General features: G+C 61.4%; 17 protein-coding genes. 11 read left to right on the top strand and 6 right to left on the bottom strand.

Going from position 1 to position 25,251, the window contains the following annotated elements:
* Nucleotides 1-64: 64 nt before the first annotated feature.
* A complete protein-coding gene (locus JNK74_07475) occupies nucleotides 65-2,782 on the bottom strand; it encodes a DUF4091 domain-containing protein (protein ID MBL7646015.1) in 2,718 nt (905 codons plus the stop codon).
* Between the two features lie 113 nt (nucleotides 2,783-2,895).
* Entirely contained in the window at nucleotides 2,896-5,091 is a 2,196-nt protein-coding gene (locus JNK74_07470; protein MBL7646014.1) for a YfhO family protein, read from the bottom strand.
* 164 nt (nucleotides 5,092-5,255) lie between these two features.
* Here JNK74_07470 and JNK74_07465 point away from each other — a divergent pair, with 164 nt between their 5' ends.
* The 8 genes from JNK74_07465 to JNK74_07430 all read left to right on the top strand — a co-directional run bounded on the left by JNK74_07465 (nucleotide 5,256) and on the right by JNK74_07430 (nucleotide 17,105).
* The gene (locus tag JNK74_07465; protein MBL7646013.1) at nucleotides 5,256-5,483 is read left to right on the top strand and encodes a hypothetical protein; all 228 of its coding nucleotides are present in this window, start codon (nucleotides 5,256-5,258) and stop codon (nucleotides 5,481-5,483) included.
* On the top strand, nucleotides 5,480-7,300 hold the full coding sequence (locus tag JNK74_07460) for a sodium:solute symporter family protein (protein MBL7646012.1): 1,821 nt from the start codon (nucleotides 5,480-5,482) through the stop codon (nucleotides 7,298-7,300). The genes JNK74_07465 and JNK74_07460 overlap by 4 nt, the downstream gene beginning before the upstream one ends.
* 361 nt (nucleotides 7,301-7,661) lie before the next feature.
* Nucleotides 7,662-8,549 (top strand): hypothetical protein, encoded by an 888-nt coding sequence (locus JNK74_07455; protein ID MBL7646011.1) that lies wholly within the window; start codon nucleotides 7,662-7,664, stop codon nucleotides 8,547-8,549.
* A 514-nt stretch (nucleotides 8,550-9,063) separates the two neighbouring features.
* On the top strand, nucleotides 9,064-9,432 hold the full coding sequence (locus tag JNK74_07450; protein MBL7646010.1) for a hypothetical protein: 369 nt from the start codon (nucleotides 9,064-9,066) through the stop codon (nucleotides 9,430-9,432).
* 315 nt (nucleotides 9,433-9,747) lie between these two features.
* Complete coding sequence (locus JNK74_07445; protein MBL7646009.1) at nucleotides 9,748-10,134, top strand: hypothetical protein; 387 nt, start codon at nucleotides 9,748-9,750, stop codon at nucleotides 10,132-10,134.
* Nucleotides 10,135-10,282: 148 nt separating this feature from the next.
* Nucleotides 10,283-12,085: an efflux RND transporter periplasmic adaptor subunit gene (locus tag JNK74_07440; GenBank protein MBL7646008.1), complete on the top strand. Its 1,803-nt coding sequence runs from the start codon at nucleotides 10,283-10,285 to the stop codon at nucleotides 12,083-12,085.
* Nucleotides 12,082-15,693 (top strand): efflux RND transporter permease subunit, encoded by a 3,612-nt coding sequence (locus JNK74_07435; protein ID MBL7646007.1) that lies wholly within the window; start codon nucleotides 12,082-12,084, stop codon nucleotides 15,691-15,693. The genes JNK74_07440 and JNK74_07435 overlap by 4 nt, the downstream gene beginning before the upstream one ends.
* Nucleotides 15,690-17,105, top strand: coding sequence for a TolC family protein (locus tag JNK74_07430; protein ID MBL7646006.1), 1,416 nt, complete (start codon nucleotides 15,690-15,692; stop codon nucleotides 17,103-17,105). The genes JNK74_07435 and JNK74_07430 overlap by 4 nt, the downstream gene beginning before the upstream one ends.
* A 141-nt stretch (nucleotides 17,106-17,246) precedes the next feature.
* Here JNK74_07430 and JNK74_07425 read toward each other — a convergent pair whose 3' ends face one another.
* Nucleotides 17,247-18,887, bottom strand: a complete 1,641-nt coding sequence (locus JNK74_07425) for a hypothetical protein (GenBank protein ID MBL7646005.1) — start codon at nucleotides 18,885-18,887, stop codon at nucleotides 17,247-17,249.
* Between the two features lie 390 nt (nucleotides 18,888-19,277).
* On the opposite strand from JNK74_07425, the gene JNK74_07420 reads away from it, so the two are divergent.
* Complete coding sequence (locus JNK74_07420; GenBank protein ID MBL7646004.1) at nucleotides 19,278-20,225, top strand: DNA-processing protein DprA; 948 nt, start codon at nucleotides 19,278-19,280, stop codon at nucleotides 20,223-20,225.
* A 189-nt stretch (nucleotides 20,226-20,414) separates the two neighbouring features.
* Here JNK74_07420 and JNK74_07415 read toward each other — a convergent pair whose 3' ends face one another.
* Complete coding sequence (locus JNK74_07415) at nucleotides 20,415-21,734, bottom strand: hypothetical protein (GenBank protein MBL7646003.1); 1,320 nt, start codon at nucleotides 21,732-21,734, stop codon at nucleotides 20,415-20,417.
* A 190-nt stretch (nucleotides 21,735-21,924) separates the two neighbouring features.
* Between JNK74_07415 and JNK74_07410 the strand changes: the two genes are divergently transcribed.
* Entirely contained in the window at nucleotides 21,925-22,602 is a 678-nt protein-coding gene (locus JNK74_07410) for a hypothetical protein (GenBank protein MBL7646002.1), read from the top strand.
* 428 nt (nucleotides 22,603-23,030) lie between these two features.
* Here the strand turns inward: JNK74_07410 and JNK74_07405 are convergent, their stop codons facing one another.
* On the bottom strand, nucleotides 23,031-23,366 hold the full coding sequence (locus tag JNK74_07405) for a nuclear transport factor 2 family protein (protein MBL7646001.1): 336 nt from the start codon (nucleotides 23,364-23,366) through the stop codon (nucleotides 23,031-23,033).
* Nucleotides 23,367-23,376: 10 nt separating this feature from the next.
* Nucleotides 23,377-24,168, bottom strand: a complete 792-nt coding sequence (locus JNK74_07400) for an SDR family oxidoreductase (protein MBL7646000.1) — start codon at nucleotides 24,166-24,168, stop codon at nucleotides 23,377-23,379.
* Nucleotides 24,169-24,351: 183 nt separating this feature from the next.
* Here JNK74_07400 and JNK74_07395 point away from each other — a divergent pair, with 183 nt between their 5' ends.
* Nucleotides 24,352-24,987 (top strand): TetR/AcrR family transcriptional regulator, encoded by a 636-nt coding sequence (locus tag JNK74_07395; GenBank protein MBL7645999.1) that lies wholly within the window; start codon nucleotides 24,352-24,354, stop codon nucleotides 24,985-24,987.
* Nucleotides 24,988-25,251 lie beyond the last annotated feature (264 nt).

Genomic DNA, 25,251 nt, shown 5'->3' with positions numbered 1-25,251 from the left:
GCAGCGCGAGTCCATAGACTAAGAAAACCAGAGAGCAAATGCAAGATGTATATTGCGCGACAACCTAGCGCAAGGCCGCGTTCATCTCCACGATCATCTCCGCGATGGCGCGTCGCTTCTTTTCGAGCACCTCGGGGTCGCGGGTAAAACTGACGAGGCTGGGGATAACATCCTTCAAATTGTACGCCTCGGCCGCGCGCTGGAGCAGGGCTTCATGCCCCGGCTGTGCGAGGAGCTTGCGACGACGGTCGTTGAACACCGCGAGATAGTCGTAGTCATCGATCCCGTCGCGGATATTTTCCCAGCGAATGGAGTTGATGGGGCCGTTTCTGTCGGTGTAGACGAGGAAGCCGTCGCCGTTGACGGGGGTCACGTCCACCAGCTCCTTCCAAGGGTCGCCGCCGCCGCGATGGTCGTTAATGCTGCGGTAGTGCATACCCCGTACGCCGAGGGCCCAAGCCTGCCAGAAAAGGATTCGGTGATCGATGGAATCGAAATCCACAAAGAAATTGCCATAAGGCCGGGGCGGGGTCTGGTCTACATACCACCACACTTCGCCGCCCGCGCCGATGCGCTCGAGCACGCGGGCGTTGTTCACCGTATCAAAGACGGGCGCATGGACCGCCCAGCGCTCCAGGCCATCCGGAAGAAAAGGTTCCAGTCCGTACGTGGTGATCATAACGGGGATATCCGGCGCGGCATCTTTCCAGGCCTGGATGCCCTCCATCACGCGGGGCCACGCGGGCCGGGGCGGCTCGTTGGCCAGGTGCACGAAGGCCCGGTCCTGCAGGCCATTTTCCACGACAAACGCATTCGCCAGTGCGAGCTGATCGACGTGATTCAGCAGGGTCTGGGGCACGCTGATGGTGGAAACGCCCGCCGGATCGGCCTTGGCCAGTCGGGCCTTGTAGGCCGACAGCGCCTTGCCGTAGTCGGGCTGCTCCGAAGGAAAGGGGATAGCCGAACGAAGGGTTACGCGGTGCCTGGCGGCATTCTCAAAGAAGAGCCCTTCCAACTGAATCTGGGACAGTTTTCCGCCGTAATTCTTATGGTCGCCATAGGCCTGATCGGAGTCGAAAGCGAAATCGGTCTTGAGCATCGGGCGTGAGGGGAGCTTGAAGCCGAAGACCTCCACTTCGAGGAACAGCTCCACGGGCGAGAGGCCGTCGCCCTCGATCTCCACCAATCCCGTGTAGGTACCGGGCGCCGTGTCCTCCGACACGCTCAAGGTGAACCACAGGGGCGTCGTGATGCCGCCACGCGCGTTGAAAGGCTTGTAAGGCACCAGGGCATCGGGCCAATACCCCGTGGGACCTTCGAAGTGGCTCGGCACGGCGATGTGCTGGTAGTGTTGCGTGTAGATTTTAACGGCATCTGAAGGAATGCGCGCGTCGGAATCGCTGGCTACGAGATCCTGCACGGCAACACGCACGTCGTTTACGTTGGTCTTGTCTTTTGGCCGGATCGCAAGCTGGAAACTCTCGGACTCGCCCTGCGCGAGGGCCACCCGCACGACGGGGTCCACGGGCCCATCGGGCTTTGCGACGTCCTGGGGAAGGACCTTGCGCAGGGACGGCTCGGCCCAGATCGTCACTGGACCTTTCACCGCCAACGTGCGGGCCATGCTGCGGGGTTGCTGGTCCAGCGCGTGGGGCGCGTCGGTCCAGGCGCGGAAGGGCGTGGCGGAGGCGTTACCGACGTCAAATCTCGTATCGATGCCGCCGTGTGGGGAACCGGTCTCCTGGCCCAGTTTCAGGGACTTGCCATTCTGAAAAACCTGGGCCAGCACTTCGTAGGCGCCATTGGCGGGAGCCTTCCACTCGTAGCTGCAGCGGGCGAGCTGGCTGGGGGCCAGATCGAACTGTTTGCGCGGCAGGGTCCATACTTCGCCGTCGGTCGCCTTGATGCGGGTGTCGATCTGGAGTCCCGGCATCGGTTTGATTGCGGACACGAGCATGGTCAGCTTCCCATTAACGTAGTCGATTTGCATGGCGAACTCCTCCGTGGCGAAGTCCACATGCTTCAGTCCGCGCACCATGTTCAGGCGATACTGGGTGGTCCAGGACTCTCCCGGACCGAGCAGGAAGGGCACGAAAGCCGTCTGCACGCTCATCGCCTTGGGAAACTCGCCGTCCTCGTCCTTCACATAGGGTTGAACAAGGTAGGAGTGGGTATGGTTGGCGTTGAAGACGACATAGAGGGTCTCGTCCTCCACGGGGTCCGTCATGGCAAACCAATTGCGCGAGGCCGGCAGATAGGCCGTGTGCTTCGGCTGCACGATGCCGCCGCGCGAGGGAACGTCGAAGCGATCCAGCTCGCTCACCGTGCCGCCCGGCGTGACGTCATTGCGCACCCAGGGCGCCACCCACTGGCGCTCCTTGCCGTTGTTCTTCACCGTCCAGGTGACGCGCACCGAGGCCTCGTCCGGTATCAACTCCATTTTGCGGATGGACTGGAGTCCCTGGATATTCGGGCCATCGCAATCATAGGTGTACTGCAAAACGGGCCGATCAGTCACGGAGTCCAGCGCCTCCATGCGTTCGTTCAGACGTCGATTGGGCACATAGAAACTGCCCACGCCGAAGCCCTCCTGCAGCAATCCATCGCCCCCGGCCAGGTTGGTGGGTGTGGCGACCAGCCCGAAGGTGTGAAGCGCGCCGCCGCCGTCGGGGCTCATCCCCAGTTCAACCAGGTGGCCCTTAATCTCGATTTCATCGTCTATGACTTCCGCGGGAACGGCCAGCGGAGCAACCAGGAGCAAAAAGCAGAAAAAAACGCGCATGTTGTGCCTTTACGGGGGAGAATTCGGAAAAATGCTGGAAAGGGCCATTGTAGTGCAGCCCGGAGGTCGGATGCATCTTTGTGATGGAGGGGATTGGCGTCCGAATGCCGAAGTCACGACCGATTGGACCGACGTGACCCTATGGGTTCCATCCGACCGAGAACAAAGCAACCTGCGGCCAGTAAAAGCAGCCCCACGGCACTCAAGCCGCCCCCGAGCCGCAGGCTGAATGGTGCGAATTCGAAGGTCACGGCGTGATGACCCGGAGGCACCACGCAGCCCATGAAATCGCCGTAGACCCGCTCCAGGGGGACGCTTGACCCGTCTATCGCCGCGCGCCAGCCGGGGTGGTATCGCTCGGAAAAGATGAGGAGTTGAGCGGTGTTCGTTTGTGTCGCGAAGGCTACGTCACCGGGATTGTCACGCCTCCAGGATACCGTACCCGGTTCACCGGCCTCCAGGGCGAGTGCGTGCTCCGTGATGGCGATGCTCGCAATATCGATCTGACCGCTCAACACCTGCGCAGGTTCGCCCACCCTGGACTCACTCACGAATCGCGCGCGGGGAAGGGCATCGGCGTGCACGGTCCATGCCGTCGCGTGGAGGGGACGCTTCTCCCAGCGGACGCCCGCCAACCGCCTGGTGACGTCCGCGTTCGGATCCAGTTCCCATGCGGGGGGCAGTCCAACATAACCGAGATAATTCGGAAGGCCCAACTGGGTGAGCCGGGCAACGCGCCAGTTGCCGTGGGCGCGAAATTCCTGAGATTGTGCTGGGTTGAAATCGGCGGGAAGTTCCGGTCCAATAGCTAATTCCAGCGCGGAAAGAGATGAGGACCGTGGGGTGTGGTTGCTGACAAAGGGGAGCCCGTAGAACCCGATATCCAGCATCGCCACGACCATGAGTGCCACGAGACCCGAGGCCGGACGGCGCGTCGCGTAGTACAGCAGTGCGGCGACAAGGGACATCAAGAGGGGCCCTGCAAGCAGCCAGCGAATGTCGCGGGTGAATGCCTCGCTGAACTCCGCAGGACCTGTGGCGCGCAACACGAGGACCAGCGCGAGTGCGGCCCAGCCCACGGCGACAGCGATAGTGATTGACAGGACACCCCGCTTCCCTGTATCCCGGTCTTGCGTCAATCGGGTGGCGGCGAGCGCGGCCATTGCGGCAAGGGAAAAGTGGATCAACACGATGTGGCGGGCGGAACAGCGAAAGGAGCCGACCACGGGCAACTTCGCGAGGAGGGCGTACAAGCCCCCGTATTCACCCAGGCCCAGCACGAGGGCGAGAACCACCTGCGCCCCCAGGAGAATAGCGAGGCCGCGTTGCCGCCCCGATCCGCCGGGCGCCTGGATCAGAAGCCAGAGGCCCAGGAGCACGGGCACCGTACCGGTATAAAGTCCATATTCGTGGGCGGGCACGCCATAACCCATTCGATTCTCAAACCAGTAGGGTCCGATCCATTGCAGGAGATTCAGGGGATGCAGTGATCCGCTGCGCCACGCCTCGGCGTTGTCCTGGCGCAGTGCGGTCTGGAGCACATCGAAGGTCGGTACGATTTGGATACCCGCGACCAAAAGCCCCACGAGCAGCGCAAGGGCCAGCATCAAGATTCGCCGCGTGATGCCCGCCGTGCGCAGGTGCGCCAGCGTGTACAGCCCGAGCGCGAGAAGCGTGAACAGCACATACTGGGGATACCCCAGGAGCAACTGGGAAGCGGCGAGGAGCGCAAGCGCGGCCCAGGCTTTGCGCAGCGCCCGACCGTCGTCGGACTTCAGGAGTACATCCGCAGCCAGCAGCATCCAGGGAAGGTGCCCGATGATGGCGATGGCCTGCATGTGCATGAAATGAATGAGCGTGAAGCCGGAGAAGGCGAAACCGTTCGCGCCAAAGAGGGCGGCGTACCACGGGAGCGACCAGCGGCGCAGCAAGGCCGCCATGCCGCCATAGGCGATGAGATAGCCGCTGACAAATTCGAGATTGAAGGCCCAGTCCAGCGGGAGGGCGCGGTAGAGAAGCAAGTGCAATGGATGGAGCATACCGCCCTGACCTTCGCCGTGGATGTAGTAGCCGCAGAATTGGTCGGGCCACCAAAGGAAGCTCAGGCCCTCTTTCAGGCAGTGGCTGTAGAAGGCACGGACGGGCAGGTGATAGGCCCCGAGGTCGCTACCGAGGTAAAGGTTTCCCCGCATAAGGGGGTAGAAAAGCGCGGCGGCAAACAACAGCCCCAGGGCACTCGCGAGCAGCGCAAGCCTGGCTTCGCCCGCACTTCGTTCGGTCTGATGTGGGTTGGCTTCAGCATCGGTCATGGTCGGGGATTATAGGCGAGGGCCGACGGGGGAGCAATCTCAAGGTTGACGAAACCGCGCCTCGGTCTGCTACCATCGCCGGAGCCGGGCTGTGGAAGGCCGGAGAGAGCCGCCTTTCCCCCGCAACAATCCCCCTTTGGCTATTCTGGAGAGGAATTCCCCTTATGGTTGACATGGCGCGTGTCTGGCCCATTTTGTGTCAGTTTGGCATCGGCGGGTTGTTGGGACTCGTCGGCCTCTGGGCTGGCCTTTCCAGCGGCTATCTGGACCTGAAGCTGGGCGACCACCGCAAGCTTCTGGGGGTCCTGCTGGGCGGCTACGCCCTCCTCCTCTTCTTCTCCTGCGCCTTCACCTTCTGGCTGCCCTTTGTCGGCGGGGAGGTCACGCCATGATCGGAACCCCCCTGGACGTCGCGGTCCTGCTGATTTACTTCGTCGCCGTGGTGGGCTTCGGCGTCTTCTTCGGCAAGTACAGCACCACCACGAAAGACTTTTACCTCGGCGGCCAGCGTTTTGCCTGGTGGGTCATTGCTTTCTCCGCGACGGCAACCACCGTCGGCAGCTACAGCTTCGTAAAGTACAGCGAGGCCGGCTTCAGCTACGGTATCAGCAGCAGCCAGACCTACCTCAATGACTGGTTCTGGATGCCCATCCTCCTGCTCGTCTGGCTGCCCATCATCTATTACCAGCGCGTCTACTCCGTGCCGGAATACTTTGAGCGCCGATTCGGACGTATCCCCCGCGCCGTGGCCACGACCATCATTCTCATCTACCTCGTGGGCTACGTGGGTATCAACCTCCTCACCCTCGGCGTTGCCCTCAACACCATGGTCGGCTGGAACATCTTCGCCGGAGCGGCCCTCGCCTGTGTCGCCGTCACCTTCTATGTCTTCGCCGGAGGCCAGACCTCCGTCATCATGACCGACCTCGTACAGGGCATCACGCTCCTCGTCGTGGGCGTCGGCATCTTCCTCGCCGGCGTCGCCCACGTCGGCGGCTTCGTGGATTTCTGGGCCCTGCTCCCACAGTCCCACCGCTACATCTTCTCCGAGTTCAACGCGCCCGACAAATTCAGCTTCATCGGCATCTACGCCCAGGATGGACTCGCAAATTCGGGCGCCTTCGTGCTGATGAATCAGGGTATCATCATGCGCTTCCTCGCCATGCGCAGCGTCAAAGACGGCCAGAAAATGGCCATCTGCTGGATTCTGATTCTGTCGCCCCTCGCCGCCATCACCGTGAGCGGCGGCGGCTGGGCTGCCCGGGCGCTGGTTGAGAATGGCGATCTCGAAGCAAAGGCCAACGAGGCCTTCATCCTCGCCTCTCACTTTCTCTGCGGACCCGGCGTATTCGGCTTCGTCCTCGCCGCGCTTATGGCCGCCCTGATGAGCACGGCGGACACCCTGATCAACGCGGCGAGCGCGGTCTTTGTGAACGACATCTACCAGCCCTATATCAAGAAGGGCGCGCACGATCAGCACTACCTCAAGGTCGCGCGCCTGTCCAGCCTTACCGTGGCGGCCATCGGCCTTGCCCTTGTCCCCGTCTTCCAGGGCGACACGGTCTATCAGGCCCACGCGAAATTCACCGCCGCCATCACACCGCCCATCGTCATGGCGATCCTGCTCGGCATCCTCTGGAGGCGCTACAACGCCCCCGCCGCGTTGGCTACCCTCATTGGCGGTAGTCTGCTCGTGTTCCTCTCCACCCTGGCGCCCTTCGACGGGTGGCTGCTGAGCGCCTTCTCCTTCGGCATGGGCCCCGACAGCTACGGTTTCACCCGCGCCCTCTTCGGCCTGGTCGCCAGCGGCGCCCTCGGCGTCGTCGTCGCCCTCGCGACGCGCCCCCAGCCCATCGAGGCCATCGCGGGCCTCGTCAACGGCACGCAGCTCCACGCCATGGAGCAGTTCAAAGGCGGAAAAATCAACCGTCGCGAAGGCAAGCTCGTCTACCTCACCGTCGAATCCGACCCGGCCCTCGAAGGCCAAGAGGTGGTCCAGCTTTCCAGCGAACACCTCCACACCCTCGCCGCCGAACACGGCGATCTGCTCTACGTCTGCGATCAGCGCTGGTGGCTCGGCGGACTCCACAGCATCCACCTCAAGGCCGCGGATCCCGGCAACGGAACCACCGCGCGCATGGCTCCCGAGTTTATGGCCTCCGCCCACCTCAAAGACGGCGACCGGGTCTACGTCGAGAAGTTGTTTTAGGTCCCACGGGGACAGTATCTGGCTGGCATTGCAGCCTGGCGAGAGCGGAGTGTTAGACTCTACTACTTCGAGGACCTACCCCCGTGGCCCCCCGCAAGCGGGGGGAACCACACGTGTCAAAGTGAACCGCTTGGTCCACCCGCTTGCGGGGGGAACCACACGTGTCAAAGTGAACCGCTTGGTCCACCCGCTTGCGGGGGGGTAGGGGGGGTAAATCCCACAGCAAGCTTCATCATAGCCATTGCCACCGCTCGCCCCTGCCGTCCCCGCAATCGAGCCTCGCAACCTGCGAATATTTCCTCCCCAATTCGGGTATACTCCCACAACGAACGATGGGAACAAACGACGAGGGAGAAACCTCATGATCCAACCCCCGACCCTGCCGGAACTTATCGCAAAAGCGGACGCCCTGCAACTCAACGACCCCGACGCCGCGCTCAACTTTACCGCCCGCCTCCAGCGCGAACAATACGGCTGGACCCGGCCCTTCACCGAGCGCGTCGTGCGGGAATACACCCGCTTCCTCATCCTGGCGGCAATTTCCGACCGCCACGTGACGCCCAGCGAAGCCGTGGACCAGGCCTGGCACCTCCACATCGTCTACACCGAGTCCTACCATGAATGGTGCGACGCCCTGTTCGGGCGCTACCTCCACCACGGCCCCACCAAAGGCGGCAAGGCCGAAGGCGAGCGCTTCGAAGGCCAGTATGAATACACCCTGGCGCTCTACGAACAGACCTTCGGCGAGGTGGCCCCGCGCGACATCTGGCCCGATGCGAAGGAGCGCTTTGCGCGACGCAATCAGGGCGTGTGGCTCCAGCCTGCCCGATTCTGGGTAATACCCCGGGTTCGCGCGAGACGTGTCGTCGCAGGCACATTGGTCGCGGGGATGCTGTCCGTGCTGGGCCTCGCGATTTCCACCGGCCACCCTCCTCTCTTTCTGGATACCCACGCGCAGCGCACCGAAGCCGTTGACAAGGACTCAACAAAGGAACAGGACACGTTAACGACACCCCAGGTTGCCCTGATAACGGTGTGTGGGGGAATTGTGCTTACTGGCGCGCTGGTTTCCGTAGCGGGAGCCGCACGAGGAAAGCGCGAGGGCAAAGATGGTGGCGGTGGCGGTGGCGGGTGCAGTTCCTGGTTCGGTTGCGGAAGCAGCGGCGATGGAGGATCGGGTTGTGGAGGCGATAGCGGGTGCGGAAGTGGTTGCGGCGGTGGTGGATGTGGCGGCGGGTGCGGCAGTTGATTCGTGCGGCACAAAATGAGAACTTCCTCCGGCGACAAATCCCCTGCACGGGACAAGAAGTCCCTTGCCTATCGTGTAGTCATATGTATTTCGGCGGTATTGGTCGCAACAACAGAAGCGCCCATGGTTCCCGAAAGTCTCGGACAGGCATTTGCACAGTCGAGAGATAATGACCACCCTCCACCTCGTGAACTGAGTGCCGGATGGGAGCTACTGGGAAGGGCTCTCGTCGTCTATTCTGTGGTACTACTGTCCATCGCCATACTGCTCGTTGTCGCGCATCGCTTTCACGGCAACATCTTCGCCTCGGAGGAGGAGCAACGCACGCGGGATGAATGGAATAACCCCCGCAACGATGATAATAGCTGGTGGTGAGGGTAGGGCGATACGATCTAACCCTATTCCGAATTCAAGTCCCAACGGATCGTCAGTGGATTGTGACCGGCGGAGATTGAATGTCATGCTGCGTATCATATCGACTACGATGAGAGAACGACTCCTTCGGTGTAGCTCAATGCTCTTCCCTATGGCCACCGCGCTGTTGGGGATGGCGATTATTGCATCTGAACACGGCGGTGTCCTGTTTCCTTTCGTCGTAGCACAGGCCGTGACGGATTCCTCCGAGGCTCCGCCCGACGTCCAATTTGAGTCCCAGATCTCGACGGAAGGTAGCGTATCGATAGTTATTTTCCTGGTCGCGGCGTTCCTCCTCGTTCGATGGGCTTTGCGCGAAAAGCGCCAACCCGGAAAGCGCTATCACCGAAGTTTTGCCTCGTTGTGTGCCGAGGACTCAGACAAAAGACACCGTTACCGACCCGATCTGCGCGTTCAACAGGAAGATATGCCCGAAAGTGGCGGCGACGGCCATGCGGGAAGCGACTGATGGGCGTAGCAGATGATCCTCCCACAGCCCCTCACCGGTCTGTGGGAAGAATTTTCCGCTCGGGCCGTCGAAGTCGTATAGCTGACGGAAGAACAAGCGTGTCTTCTCGCTTTCGCAACACCCACGCCGAAAGAAGTCTGGACCTGACGAGGCCGACTTGTGTGACGCCAGAATCGACCATCTCATTCGTGCCCATCCGTCCAACCCGTGGTCCAGAGCTCTTTTTCTACACCGATTACATAGTTCCGCACGGTTGAGAGAATGTATATTCGACTGTCCATTGCGTCCGGCCCAACCCTCTGCTACAATAGCGTCATGAAACAAATTATACACATCGCTCTGATTCTTGCCCTGGCTGCCCACGGTTGGGCTGCCGGCGCGGTTTCCTTTGCCTGCCGCATGTCGGGCGAAGTATCCAGCGTGTGTTGTTGCGCCGCGGAATCCCAACCCGCGTGCGATGTCATGGATGCCTCCCGTGCCTGCTGCGATGTGACGGTGACTCAGGCTGCGGCCAATCCCGCTGCCTCCCGGCCTGCGAACCCCGGACCGGAAGACAATCACCACCCCGCTTGGACGGCATCCGTTTCCGTTGCGGCTCTATTGCTGCCCAAGATGCCCGAAGGCTTTGCCATCGCCATTGCTCAGCAGGATTCGACATCTCCCCCGCCGTTGATCCTGCGCACCCAGTCTTTCCGCTGCTGATCCTCGCTCCCCGCATGCCCCATCAGGTGTACTATACCTGTACGGGTTGAATGCGGTCGAAACCTGTTCCCGAGAGGATTCCGCTCGCGTCTGACACCCGCATCAGGGCTCCTCTCCCGATCACCCCCTTCGATCTGGAGCCTCGACCATGAATCCAATCAAGAGCCGCAGCGGTCTTCCCCCCGCTGGTCACCGTTCCGGCGGTATTACCCTTATTCTACTGGCCATCGCCTTGCTGGCTGGCATCGCCCTTGGCACGCGCTGGGGACAACCCATCGCCCATCACCTGGGCCTGCATCGGGAGGGTGCGCCAGAGGCCGCCGCTGAGCCCGGTGGAGAATCGACCGCGCAACTCTGGACCTGCAGCATGCACCCCCAGGTAATCCAGAAAGAGCCCGGCGTCTGCCCCATATGCCACATGGCCCTGGAGCCCCTTAAGCAGGGTCCGGGCGCGACCCACACCAGCGGCGCGGTTCAGATCGACCCCGCCGTGGTGCAGAACATGGGCGTGCGCACCGCGAAAGTGCGGATGGGTCCGCTCTTTCGCGAGATCCGCGCGGCGGGCTTCCTCAAAGAGGCCGAGCCGAATGTCCACGAGGTCAATCTGCGCGTTTCCGGGTGGATCGAAAAACTTCACGCGGACACCGAGGGCATGTACATCGCGCCGGGCGACCCGCTCTTTGAGTTGTACAGCCCGGAAATTCACCAGGCCATCAGCGAGCTGATCTCGTTGAAAAACCGCGAGGGCCACGGCCAGGCGCTGGCCAACACCAGCGCAAAACGACTGGAGTTGTGGGGCCTGACGCCGAAGCAAATAGCGGACTACGCCGAGCGCAATGAGGCCCCGCGCACGGTCACGATTCTGAGCACGGCGGAGGGCCATGTGCTCGAAAAGATGGTGTCGGAAGGCGCGGGCGTGGAAGCGGGCGCGACCCTCTTCAAGATCGTCGATCACGATCTCCTATGGATGGACATCGCCCTATTCGAGATGGACCTGCCCTTCATCGCGCTGGGGCAGCCGGTGACCGCCTCGGCCGATGCCGCGCCCGGCGAGCCCGTCACCGGTGTGATCGATTTTATCTATCCCCATGTGAACATGGAGACGCGCACGACGTCCGCTCGCCTCGCCATTCACAATCCCGGCATGCGCCTGCGCCCCGGCATGTACGCCACAGCCCGCCTGGACGTCATCCTCGGAGACGACACGCTGCTGGCGCCACGCGAAGCGATCATCAACACGGGCGCGCGTCAGATCGCTTTTGTCGACGGGGGCAAAGGCCACTTTCAGCTCAAGGAACTGCAACTGGGACATCAGGGGAGCGATGGGTATGTGCAGATCCTCGCGGGCCTGAATGAGGGCGACGCCGTGGTCACGAGCGGCCAGTTCCTGTTGGACACGGAAAGCCGCCTGCGCGAAGCGGTTCAGAAATTCCTGACAAACGATAGCGCCACGCCCATGCTCGATGATAGCGCCGCGCCGCCCATGGAAGAGGTCACTTCCGAGACCACGGAGACATCGCCCGAAACCGATGCGCTCTATGTGGAGTATCTCAAGCTCAGCGCAATCCTTGGCGGCGCGCCGGGCGAAGACAAGCCCCTCGATCTTAAGCCCCTCATCGCGGCGGCGGAAACCCTGATCGCAAATGAAGCCCACCCCGCGAGGGACGCCACGGCAACATTGCTTGGCGCCGCGCAGGCCATGGACGATCAACCCCTGGAGGTGCAGCGCGAAAAATTCGGTCCCCTGAGCGACGCCATGATCGCCATCGCGGGTCAGTTTGCACCCTCGGGCGCGGTCACGCCCAATCTCTTCATCATCCACTGCCCCATGGCCCCAGGCTCGTGGATTCAGCCCGGCGAAGAAGTGGCCAACCCTTATTATCGCGATGAAATGAAACAATGCGGCACCGTGGAGCGCGCCGTCCCGGCCATGGCGGAGGCCGCGCCATGATCGCCCATATCATCCGACTTTCCATGGAGAATCGCCTCCTTGTCGCCATGCTGACCGCGGCGCTGGTGGCCATGAGCATTTGGAGTGTCTTCAACCTGAGTCTGGACGCGATCCCCGATCTATCCGACGTGCAGGTCATCGTCACGACGGAATTCCCCGGACAAAATCCCCAAGTGGTGGACGATCAGGTCACCTATCCACTGGCCAGCGCCATGCTGTCCGTGCCCGGATCCACCGCCGTGCGCGGCTTCAGCATGTTCGAGCAGTCCTTCGTCTATGTGCTCTTTGAAGACGGCACCGACATCTACTGGGCCCGAAGCCGCGTGCTGGAATACCTGAACTTCGCGCGGGATCGCCTGCCGGAAGGCGTGGAGCCCAAGCTGGGGCCTGATGCGACGGGCGTGGGCTGGGTTTACCAGTATGTGCTCTATCCAGGCTACTACTCCCCGGACCATCCCGCCGGTCTCTGGCACGATAAGGAACAAAACACGTGGTACGCCGACCCGGAGAAGGCACCGGCGGACCGAAAGAAACTCCTGGAACGCGTCCGCGCCTTCGAAGAGCCCGGAACGTGCCCGATCACGGGCAAGGAACTGCTTCCCGCCAATCAGGATCTCGCGCAGCTCCGGAGCCTTCAGGACTGGTATCTCCGCTACCCCCTGACGGCGGTGGATGGCGTGTCCGAAGTCGCGCCCATTGGCGGCTATGTGCGCCAATACCAGGTCGTGCTCGATCCGCAGAAGCTCCAGGCCTATAACATCCCCCTCGGCGAAATCAGCGAAGCCATTGAAATGTCCAACAACGATGTGGGCGGTTCCGTGGTCGAGCTGAGTGAAAACGAGTATATGGTGCGCAGCCGCGGCTACCTCAAGGGCCTCGACGATCTCGCCAAAGTGCCCGTAGGCCTCGGCGAGGGCGGTGTTCCTGTGCTCCTGGGCGACGTGGCCACGCTTCAGGTGGGTGGTGAAGCCCGGCGCGGCGTGGGCGAGTTCAACGGCATCGGCGAGGCCGCCGGCGCGGTGATCGTCGCGCGCTTCGGTGAGAATGCGTACCAGGTGATCAAGGACGTAAAACATCGTCTCTTTGAATTGGAAGACGGTCTGCCGCCCGGCGTCAAAGTGATCCCCACCTATGATCGCTCCGCGCTGATCAACCGCTCCATTCAGACGCTCCAACGCACGCTGATCGAAGAAATCATTGTGGTGGGGCTGGTGTGCATCCTTTTCCTGCTCCACGCCCGCAGTGAACTGGTGGCCGTATTCGTCGTGCCCTCCAGCGTTCTGGTTGCACTCCTTATCATGCACCTTTGCGGCATCAACGCCAACATCATGTCCCTTGGCGGCATCGCCATCGCCATCGGCGTGGTCGTGGACTCCGCCGTGGTCATGGTGGAGAATGGCCACAAGCATCTGGATCGGGATGAAGACGCGGTCAAGCGCGGCGAAGCCCCGAGGCCGGGATTCGACATCATTCTCGAAGCGGCCCAGGAAGTGGGCCCCCAGCTCTTCTTTTCGCTCCTCATCATCACCGTGAGCTTTATCCCCGTCTTTGCCCTCGGCGGAGAAGCGGGAAGACTCTTCCATCCCCTGGCTTTCACCAAGACAGCCGCCATGGCCGCCGCTTCGATCCTGAGCATCACGATCATCCCCGTGCTCATGTACTACTTCATTTCCGCGCGTGTCCTGCCCAAAGAATGGGGCTGGCGCCGCAATCTGGCCATCACCCTCTCGGCCATGTTCGTGCCGGGCGGCATGTTGTGGCTCGCAGCGGGCTACTCCGAAGAATTCGCGCCGTGGCGGCTCCACATCGCCATAGGCTGGGCCGTGCTTGCCGGCATGCTTCTGGTCCCCCAGCGCATCATCCACGAGCAGCACAGCCCCATCAGCAACATACTCCAGCGCATGTACAGTCCCCTGTTCCACTTCTCGGTTCGCTATCGGTGGAGCGTGGTGATCATCGCCTTCATCGCCCTGGCCTCCACGTGGTATCCCATGACCCGAATCGGGTCCGAATTCATGCCGTCTCTGGACGAGGGTGATCTGCTCTACATGCCCACCACCGACCCGAGCATCAGCGTCATGAAAAGCCGGGAACTGCTGCAGCAGACCGACAAGATGATCATGACCTTTCCCGAAGTTGTCTCCGTCCACGGGAAGATCGGCCGCGCGGACTCGGCCACGGACCCCGCGCCCCTTTCCATGATCGAAACCGTGGTGCAGCTCAACCCCGATCGCGAAGCCTGGCGCAAGCGCACCCTGAACCAGTTTCATGACGGCTGGCCCGAGATCCTCCGCAAGCCATTTTATCGATTCTGGCCCAGCGAACGCCCCATCACGATGGAGGAGTTGAAGTACGGATGGATCGACGCGGACGGTACGCAACACGCCGGACTGAACGCCGCCACTTCGTTGCCCGGTGTGGCCAATGCGTGGCCCTACCCCATCGAGAACCGGATAAACATGCTGGCCACCGGCATCAAGACGCCCGTGGGTATCAAGATCATGGGGCCCGATTTGCAGGTCCTCGGCGACCTCGCGGAGCAGGCCGCCAACGCCGTTCGCAATATACCCGGAACCACCAGCGCCTACGCGGAGCGCACGCTCGGCGGCTACTATCTCGATTTCGATATCGATCGGGAAGTGGTGGCGCGCCACGGCTTGACCGTGGGCGATGTGCAGGACGTGATCCAGACGGCCATCGGCGGCATGAACATTACCACGACGGTGGAGGGTCTGGAGCGTTACCCCCTCAACCTGCGTTACGCCCGCGAATTACGCGATGACCTGCCCGCCCTCGAGCGGCTGCTTGTGCCCGCGCCCACGGGCGCCCAGATCCCCCTGGGCCAACTGGCGAAAATGCAGATTAACCCCGGAGCCCCCATGATCCGGAGCGAGAACGCCCAGCGCACCGCCTGGATCTATGTGGACGTGGCGGGGCGCGATCTGGGCGGCTACATTGCCGAAGCGCGCGAGGTGGTCGCCCGCGAGATGAAACTGCCTCCGGGTTACACCCTTGTATTCTCCGGCCAGTTTGAGTTCTGGGAGAAGGCCATACCCCGGCTGCTTGCCGCCACCGTGGCCACCTTCGTCATCATCACACTGCTGCTGTATGTAAGTTCACGAAGCTGGTTCCGTGTGGCTGTTATCGTCCTGGCATGTCCCTTCAGCATGATCGGCGTCTTCTGGTTCCTCTATGCGCTGGATTACAACCTGTCCCTCGCCGTGGTCATTGGGATCATCGCCCTCGCCGGTCTCGACGCGGAAACAGGCATGGTCATGCTCCTCTACCTGGACACCAGTTTCGAACGTTTCAAGCAGGAAGGGCGCATGCGCAACAGCGAAGATCTCTGGGCCGCGGTCTATGACGGCGCGGTCATGCGCATACGGCCCAAAGCCATGACCGTCGCGTCGGCCTTTATCGGTCTGGTTCCGCTGCTCTGGGCCGAAGGCACCGGCGCCGATGTGATGCGCCGCATTGCCGCGCCCATGATTGGCGGCCTTCTTGTGGGCTTCCTGATCGAACTCGTCTTCTACCCCGTCATCTACTACATCTACATGTCCATCAGCCAGCGTCATCACTGGAACGAAGAAAGGACGGAGGCCCCATGAGCAACCTAAAACTCGTCTCTCTGTTGATGATCGCCGTATTGGCGGCGGGCTGGTCAGATGCTCCCCGCGCCGACGAAGCATCACCGGAGGAAGCGCCCGCGTTTTTCGCCGGCAATGAGGAACTCCGGGGTTATCTGCTGGAAGCAGCGGAGAACCACCCGCTCCTCAAGGCGCACTACGAAGACTGGCGCGCGGCGCTGGAGCGAATCCCCCAGGCGGGCGCGCTGGAAGATCCCATGTTCACCTACACTCAGTTCATCGTCACCGACGAGAGCTATTTCATGGTGGATCTGGAGCAGAAATTTCCCTGGTTCGGCACCCGAGCGGTGCGGAAGGAAAAGGCCGCCGCCGAAGCCGAGTATTGGCTGGCCCACCTGCACGAACAGCGCAACGCGGTGTTTCGCGAAGTGAAGATGGCCTACTTTGACTACGCCTTCCTGATGGAAGAGCTTAAGTTGGTGGGTCATCAGGCGGGCATCATGGCGGAGTCCGTCGAGGTGGCCCGCGCGCAGTATGAGTCCGGCTGGTCATCCGAGGCCGAAGTGCTCCGGATGGAGCAGGAGTTGGCGAAGATGAACAATATGCGAAGCGAGCTGGAACAGATGGAGCCCGCGAGCCGTGCCGCGCTGAATGCGGCGTTGAACCGTCCCCAGGACGCGCCCATCGCCGCGCCCCAGGCCGCCGAGTTCCCCCCGGAGCCGCCCACCCAGGAATCTCTCGAAGCCGCCATCAAGAGCAACAACCCATCCCTGCGCATGTTCGATCATACCCTCGATGCGGAGGAAAAGGACGTGGAGTTGGCGCGGCGGATGAAGTACCCCGACATCACGATCGGCGTCGACTACGCGCTCGATCGCAACATGCGTGCGGCCCGAACCGACCCCTTCGAGCCCGGCCGACTTCAGACTTACCGGGACCTCGGCATGATTGCCGCCGGTCACGAAGAGTTCACGGGCGGGACCGCAATCGACCTGTATGAGACCTTCAAGTTCAAGGAAACTGAACGGGGCGTGACCGACGAGCTGACCGTCTCGATAGGCATCAACCTGCCGATATGGAAGAAGAAGATCAGGGCGGGCGTTGCCGAGAAGGAACACATGGCCAACGCCACCCGCTGGCACCAGGAGGATGAACAGCGCATGCTCGCCACCGAGGCAAGGGAGAATTCATTTCAGTGGAATGACGCCACCCGGCGCATGGCGCTCTATGGCGAAGATCTGCTCAAGCGCGAAGAGACCATCCTGGAAGGCTTGCAGGCCGAATATGCTTCCGGCAGCGAGATGGTTTCCATACTGGAGATGCTGGAAAGCATGCGCAATGTTATGGAATTCAAACTCGAACACCTGCGCGCCGCGAAAGACAAGCATCAGGCCGCGGCCATCCTGGAGTATTTGATCGGCGCGCCGTGGTGAGGCTTCAGGCTTCAGGCTTCAGGCCCGAGTCAGCAGACGGGCCCCATACGACCCATTACCCCAGACGCAAATAAGCCCCCGCGCGGATGCACGTTCCGCGCGGGGGCCTTCTTAATACCCCGGGGCTACCGCCGTCCCAGATTACCGGTCACGGTTCACCTGTGCGGAGCGGCGGCGTCCACCCAGACCGATAGCGCCCAGCAGGCCGAGCACCAGCAGAGTGTCCCCGGCCCCCCAGGCTCCAAAGTCGCCGTCACCACTCGCCACTCCGCATCCCGGCGCTTTTCCTTCACCCTCGCCCTCACCTTCGCCCTCGCCGCCGGTGTTGCGGATGATCCGGCCATTGTCATTCTCCAGAAAGGTCACCGTGGCGGGATTGAAGTTCACCAGCGACGAAAGGTCGATAACCGTCCCGGTACCGCCGGCGAGAAAACTCACGAACTGGCCGAGCGGCGCTGTAATGGTTGTGAGCCCCGACAGGTCAATTTCCGACCCGCCCGTCGCACCCGTCACATACCCCAGCCCGAGACATCCGGCGTTGGTCACGGAATAGGTCTGCAATCCGGAGACATCGAGAAGCGCACCGGAACCGCCCGCGGTAAAGGGAACGCCCCCTTCGCAAATGTCCCAGGTGTAGGTGCGGAGTGCGGAAAGATCCAGCACCGACGCCTCACCGGCCACGCTGGTCACGACGAAGGCCACATTGCGCGCCGAAGTCAGCAGGGGCGCGTCCAGCGAAATAACGCCCGCCCCCGCGAAGGACGTGGGCTCGGTCGTCCCCTCGACCACCGCCAGCTTGGGGACGGTCAGTGCGGAGTCTGCGGCCAGCAATACGAAGGTATCGCGCAGGAGATTCAACTCCGGCAAGGTCAGGCGGCCCGTCGTGGGGACGGTGAGTCCGCCGCCGCTCATGACTTCCAGGCTGTCGAGGGACAGCGAGTTGTCACCCGAGGGGGATAATAGACAAAAATTGGCCTCCGTCACGGCATCGGCGGTAAAGAGACCGCCCGCAATCGTGATGGTCGTATTGGACAGGCTTTCCAGAGCGGGCAATTGCAGATCGACATCTTCCCCGATGATAAATGAGGTCGCCAGCAGAGAGCCATCGTCACCTCCCGCGATCGACTTGAGATTGGGGGCCGACAGGGCACCGCCGAGCACGAGGTTGAAGAAAAACTTCTGTTCGCCCGGCGCGGAAATGGTCTCCAGGGAGGCGAAATCCACCAATCCCCCCGTGCTTACAAATATGGATTCGGCCACATCTTCACAGGATGGCACGTCCACGGACAACGACACGACGCCCGAGAGATCCAGCACGGAATTCGCACCGCTCACGAAAATGATTTGGCCCGCTTCGCACTCCGCCCAGGCATAGGATGTCGCCTGGGACAAGTCGAGGAGGGCGCCGCCCCCCACGCTCAGGCGGCCGTTGTCGATGTTCGTCGCCCCCGTGGCCGTAAAGCTGGCCCCTTCCCCGGTCACGGTAAACAGCGCGCCACCACTCAGGGTGAAGCTCCCGTCGATCTGACGCACGTCGGTCACCGTAACATTTGCACTGCTGATAACGACATTGTCGCCCTGCGCCGGAACCGTGCCCCCACTCCAGTTGTCCCCCACGTGCCACTGCCCGAACTCCGGCCCCGTCCAGGACACGTCCGCGCCGTGCGCCGCAAGCGCCGCCGCACCGAGGGCCAACAGGGCGCAACCCCGCGCCAGGCCGGACGATAAGCGGGCGGATGAGTGCCCGGAACACTGACGATGGATTTGTAAACGTGATTTCATGTACTACCTCTCTTTCACTGCGGATCCCCTGGATCCCGTTCTAGCCGCCTGATGGCCCACATCAGATATTGTCCGTGCAGTATAGCCTTCAAACCGGACATTATCCATTCCCATTGAGTACAACACGGCACGCGACCATTTCATGCCCGGCGTCGGGCCATTTCCTTCAGGAAAAGACCGGAGCCGAAGAGAGTGTACGCAGGAATCGGCCGGGGCAGAAAAGGTGTGCTATTCCATTAACTGCGCTCGTCAATAAGGCAATTACGCCGTGCGGCGTAGTGCAAACCGAAACCGCAATCCCAAGAAATTCACCCGGATGGTTCCCGCGATTGCGAGATCCGGTCGCTTTCAACGTATACTCTTCCAGCGGTATTCCCGGATCAACCTCCCATGCATGACAACGCCACAGCCCCCGAAGACATGGTCGCGCTCTCTCTGGTCGCCGGCGCGGGCAGAAAGACCGTGTACAGCGCCCTGCGACTGGCCGCACGGCTCCGCCGTCCGCTGAGCGCCCTGTTCGGCGCCCCCCTCCGGGAACTGCTCCGCGACGCCGCGCCCGGAGAAGAAAACGCGGTGGAGGCACTGACCCGATGCGGCGAGCGGGAAACAGCGCAGGCGAAGTGGCTCCTGAAATGCGCCCGAGACGGCGGCGTTGAATTCGTAAGGGCAGGCTCGCCGGGGTATCCCGCGTTTCTCACGGTGGCCCTGGGCGATCAGGCGCCCCTCCTCCTCTTCTACCGGGGAAATGAGGCGTTGCTCGAATCGCCCGGTGCGGGCATCGTGGGCACGCGAAAGCCCACACGCGAGGCGGGTCGCCTGGCCGCCGCGTCCGCCGATCTTTTCGCGGGCGAAGGCATACCGGTGGTGAGTGGCGGCGCGGCGGGAGTCGATCTCGCGGCCCACGAAGCCGCATTGAAATCCGATGGTTCAACCATCGTCATTCTTCCCGAGGGCCTCCAGATCTACGATCCCCCATCCGTATTGCGTGCTGGCGTGGCGCATGGACAGGTGCTCCTGGTCAGTGAATTTCTACCCACCGATGGCTGGCAGACCCATCGCGCCATGACCCGCAATCGGACCATCGCCGCGTGCTCCGCCCTCGTGTGCGTGATCGAGCCCCGGGAGAAGGGCGGAAGCATGTTCACGGCGGAACAGGCCCTGATCGGCGGGAAGCCCGTCTTCTACTGGGGGGGCGCCTGCCGGGATGGCGCGCTCCGTGGCCGCCAGGGCGCCCTTCGCCTGACCGATGCCCGAGGCGGGCTCCGGAAATCCGCGCTGCTCAAGGCCGCCCAACTGGAGAAAGCGAGGCCGCCCGAGCAGATTGGCCTGTTCGACTGAGACGCCGGTGAATGTCTTGGTGATCCGGAATGTGCACCTACCGTTCCGTGATCTTCGTGCCACTCCGCCGCACGATACGCGGCCAGTAAAACCCGCGCTCCCGGTTGGCGACGTCTTCTGTGGAAAAGTTCACGGCCTCTGAAGCGCGTCAGCGCTCCCGACTTTGTGGGTCGCACGTGTGCGGGGCGATTATGGGGTCGCTGAAGGCGGTGCGGCCTCGACAGGGCCCGGGGGCGCCAGCCAGGTGGCGCAATAGTCTTTGGGTATTCGCTCCAACTGGAAAAGCGTGGCGATGAACTCGTTGTTTTCGCCCGCGCGCCTGGGGTTGTGGAACTCCCAGACGACTTCCTTGTCGCGGGTGACTTCGATGGCGCGGCCGGGTTCACTCACGGTAATGAGTGTGTTGCCGTTGGGCAGGCGATCAGCGAGGCTGGACGTACCCGAGTAGAATTCGGTTTCCGGTTTGCCCTCCCGGCCGCCGTAGGACCAGACGAGGTTGCAGGCGGGGAAATCATACTCCAGCACGGCGGAGCGCCACTCCCCCGCTTCCGTTTTTCGGGCGCTGTTGTGAAAGAGGAGCCAGTTTCCACTCGGAAGAAAGGTGGGCTGGTGGATCTGGCGCCAGGGGTGGCTCCACGACCAGACGACGGCGCCGGTTTCGCCGTCGACGATCCATACGGTGCTCTGAAGGGGCGAACAGCAGAGGATGTTGCCTTTCTTCAGGAGGGGCGAGATTGCCGCAAGGGCTCCGTCAAAAACTTCGATGGTGTTGGTGTGAAAGCTCTCGGCGTGGGTGTCGGTCCTGGCGACGAGACGACTCCGGACCTTTTCGTGGATCGCCTCGCCCCAGGCGCTTGCGGCGAAGGCCCCGAGCATCGAAAAGCGTGCTTGCGTGTTGCCGGCGGGATCGAGTGTCACAATGGTGTCGTCGATAAGCGTGATGGTGGGGTGAAACTCGGGCTGGATGCGAATGTCCTTGCCGAGGGTGTAGACCAGGCCCTCAGGCGCGACAAAAAGATCGTGATGAGCGTTGTCGGTGCCGTCGCTGGCCCACAGGAGCCTAGAGTCTTTGTCGAGTTTGAGGATGCCGTGGGGATCGCAGACGGCATAGAGATCCCCGTTCTCCGCAAGGTGCACGCGCCGCCAGTAGTTGCGGCTGGCTTTGATCGGATAGTGAGCTACGGCATCATAGCGCCAGGTGTGAAGAATGGCGCCATTCATGTCGACGAGACAGGCTTCGGGTGCGTGGCCGGAGATGTAGAGGTTATAACCGTCCATGGCTTTGGCGGCGTCATAGGCCGTGACGCCGATCTGTTCTGGTGCCGCGCTCGATCCGCCGAGATAGCCGATGGCCTCCAAGGCTTCGAGGTCGGCCCCGCTGAGTGCGGAAGCGGAGTCGGGCGAGGGCTGGGGAATCTTGCGCCAGGCGCCCGGGGGCTCGGAGTTTTCCTGGGCGGAAGTGCCGACGATGGCGAGGAGCGGCAAGAGCAGCAAAGTGACAATCCGCATTGGGCGTCTCCACGGGGGCCTGAGTCCTGCATGACCAGCGGATGCTCGCCATGGGATCAGGGTAGCAAGGTGGAGGAAGGGGACGCAATGTTGCCATTGGAATTGCATCACGGCGATCATCCAGAATACTTTTCAGATCCGCGTGATGCTGAAGTGTATTGTGGGCAGCAAAGATTGGAGGCGTGCGGCTATGTTCTGGGAAGGCGATGAACCCCCAACCGAGTATTACTTTCAGGATTTCAGGTCCAGCCCTGGGTGGCTCAGAGTCGCGCGCTGGTACAACTTTGTCGCAGGCGCCGTGGGGCTGCTGATGCTGGTTGCGGGATTTATCGTGACGGTAAAACTCCGCTCGTGGCATGGCGGGAGCCTTCAGGTTACAGGCGGCCCAATCATGTTGACAGGATTGTTGGCATTGACGTGCTCCATCCCTCGCGTTCGAACCAGCTACTACATTTTTGCACCGACTACGTTTAAGCTCAGGATGGATTCCATGAAATTGGGCTTGCGAGGACTTTCCGAATCGACCTTTCGATTCATGCAGGAGGAGATCGCTTCTGCGACAATATCGCACGCAACCCATCTCTGGCGATTTCCCATGAGGCGCGAATCGGTAGTCAAAATTAGGTACTCGCTTCTGGATGGTTCCCGGCATGGGCATGAATTATTTTTGAAGTCCTGGGATTCCGTTCCAATACCGGCGAATCAATTGCGGGAATACCTGGTGTTTCTGGGCGATCTGGAGCGCTGCCTCACAACCGACCAGCTTCCGGACAAGTCGGGGTTGGCGCAGGCGCGTGAAGCGATTCAGCAATCGCTGAATCGACTGGGGGAAGATTGCTCGACGCCCGGGGACATTTTGAGCGAGTGACGCCAAAATCACAGGCGGGACCCGTCTCAGACAGATGCCGTACACTTCTGGACCTCAATTGAAAAGCGAGCGATGGCACAGGATTTCGGCTTCAGGAGTGCAATGATTCGCAGCTTCGTAGAGGTTGCCATAGCGAAGAATTGGTTGCACAGAAACGCTGGGCTGACGATATGCAATTTGCGTTCACGAGTAGCGTATAATCCCGTAGACAATGGGACCGAGGCCATTGCTGCGACAATGGATCCGAAAAATGGCAGGAGCGGCACGACTGTCATTGCTACTCCCATCACCTGCCCCCCCGCCCCCCGCCATCGGGGGAAACTTTAATGGCAAAGTGAATCTCGTGGACCACCCACTTGAGTGAGGGGCGGGGGAATCTAGTCATTTCTTCTCTCGCATGGGTGATGCGGAGCGCTCGGAATGGCGGCCTATGATGCGTAGCCTATCTCCAGTGATGCGATTTCTCCGTCCTCAATCTGAAATCGAGAATCCAGGATCACCGGGCTACCGTCGAAGTTGCCGGAGACTTCCATACTCACCACCTCATGTTCACCATCGACCAGGCTTCGGACAGGTTTGAGTTGAAACCGGAACTGATCCATCGTATCGGCGAGCCAGGATTCTATCGCCTTCGCGCCGCGATGGGTTGCCCCCTCATCGTGTACTACGGCCTCCTCGGAAAAACTGGCCAGGGCCGATTGCACATCGTGGCGGTTGCAGGCCTCGACGTACTGCTTGATTGCACCGGTGAGTTCGATGGTCATGGTTTTTCTCCTAGATTGTGGGGATGGTTCCACCGTCGATGACATATTCACAACCTGTAATGGATGACGCTCGATCCGACGCGAGAAACGCGACGAGCTCGGCGACTTCGTCCGGGCGATTGGGGCGGCCCAGGGGTATTCCTCCGAGCATTTCCATAATCGATTCGCGCGCGGTGGCCGCGTCGCTATTATTGTGCTCCGCCATGCGTTGAATCATGCGTTGTGCCGCATCGGTCTCGATGAAGCCCGGTGCGACGGAATTGACGCGGATGCCTTTTGGGCTCACCTCCTTCGACAGGCCCTTGCTGTAGTTGCTCAGGGCAGCCTTGGCGGCGGCATAGGCCAGGGTCGAATCGAACAAAGGCAAGGTCCGCTGTATGGATGAAATGTGAATGATGGCGCCTCTTCCCCGGGCGATCATGGCGGGCAGCAACGCGCGGTCCAGACGCACGGCGGGAAAGAGATTCTCATTCAGGTTCTGCTGCCAGATCTCGTCGCTAACGGTGGCGAAGCCCCCGCTCGGTGCCGAGGATCCACCTACGTTGTGAATGATGATGTCGATGCCCTGAAGCTGTTCCATGACCTGATCGACGACGGCATTGCAGCCCTCGAGCGAGGAAAGATCCGCCTGGATAAAGTGGGCCCCCGACGCGGAATCGGGTTCCTGACGGGCGGTGACAACGAATGTCGCGCCCCCCCGGAGAAAGCGGTCCGCGATAGCCCGCCCCGTGCCCTTGGTTCCCCCGGTTACCAGCACGCGCTGCCCCTGGAATTCATCTTCAATAACCCTGGTCTGTTTCATGGCTCTTTCTCCGGTAGCGCTTCCAGTGCGACTTAATTTTAATACAGAACTGTTTTAAAATGCAATAATAACTTTACGCACCACGTAAGTTCCTGCTATAATTTCACTAAGGACTCGCATTACGATGTCGTTCTGCATCGTAATCATCGAGTTTTGCCCGCAGAATTTCGATTGGAGGCGCGCATGAAGACCCGCAAGGGCGAGAAAGAGAAACTGAAGACGGTGATTCTGGACCGGGCCATCGCCTATCTGAAGAAGCACGGTCGCGGCGAGGCGGGCACGGATCAAATCATGAAATACGCGGGTCTATCGCGCGGCGCGCTTTACAGCCACTTCAAATCCAAGGACGATCTTTTTGCCCAGGCGGTTTGCCACGATCTGGCCCGCCTGGAAGCGAACCTGGCAATGCGATTTGAAGTGGAGGGCTCCGTCGCACTCAAAGGGATGATAGAAGATCATCTTTCCGAACGCAGTCTGACCGATGTTGGGTCGAGTTGTGCATTTACGTCCCTGAGCACGGACATGCAGCGGTGTAAGGCGGGACATCGCGCGCTGTATGAGCAGCACATGATCCGGATCTATGGGATGTTCGCCGCCGCGCTTAAGGATCAGTTCCCCGATGATCCACCGGAGGAAAACCTGGCGAAGGCCATTAACTTATATTCGGCCCTCGTCGGCACCTTGACCATGGCACGCACGATCAGCGATCCCGCTTTGGCAAGAAAAACGCTGGAAGGCGGCAAGCGCTATCTCCTGGCGACTTTTGTACCCCGAAGTTTAGAGAAGACCGTCACCCATGACGCTTCGGGTCACCCATAGATCAAGAAAATCAGGTCCGAGCTTTACCCCCCTCCCCCCCCCCCCGCGAGCAGGGAGACCTTACTCACAAGAACGAACCTCCTGGTCCCCCCGCTTGCGGGGTGGTACGGGGGGTACGTTCCAGTGTTGACGGTAGTCATCGCATCTCTCTTCGCGGCCTGCCTGTTTATTTCCAGAGCAGGCCCGCCGGTTAGGGTGCATGACTCGTATTTTTGCGCCTAGTGTGACGCGAAGTTGGCTTTGCCGATTCGGCGTCGTGGGGCG

The organism is Candidatus Hydrogenedentota bacterium (assembly GCA_016791475.1).
Lineage (GTDB): Bacteria > Hydrogenedentota > Hydrogenedentia > Hydrogenedentales > JAEUWI01 > JAEUWI01.
Note: the sequence above shows the minus strand (reverse complement) of the source record. Positions and strands in the feature narration are given on the sequence as shown.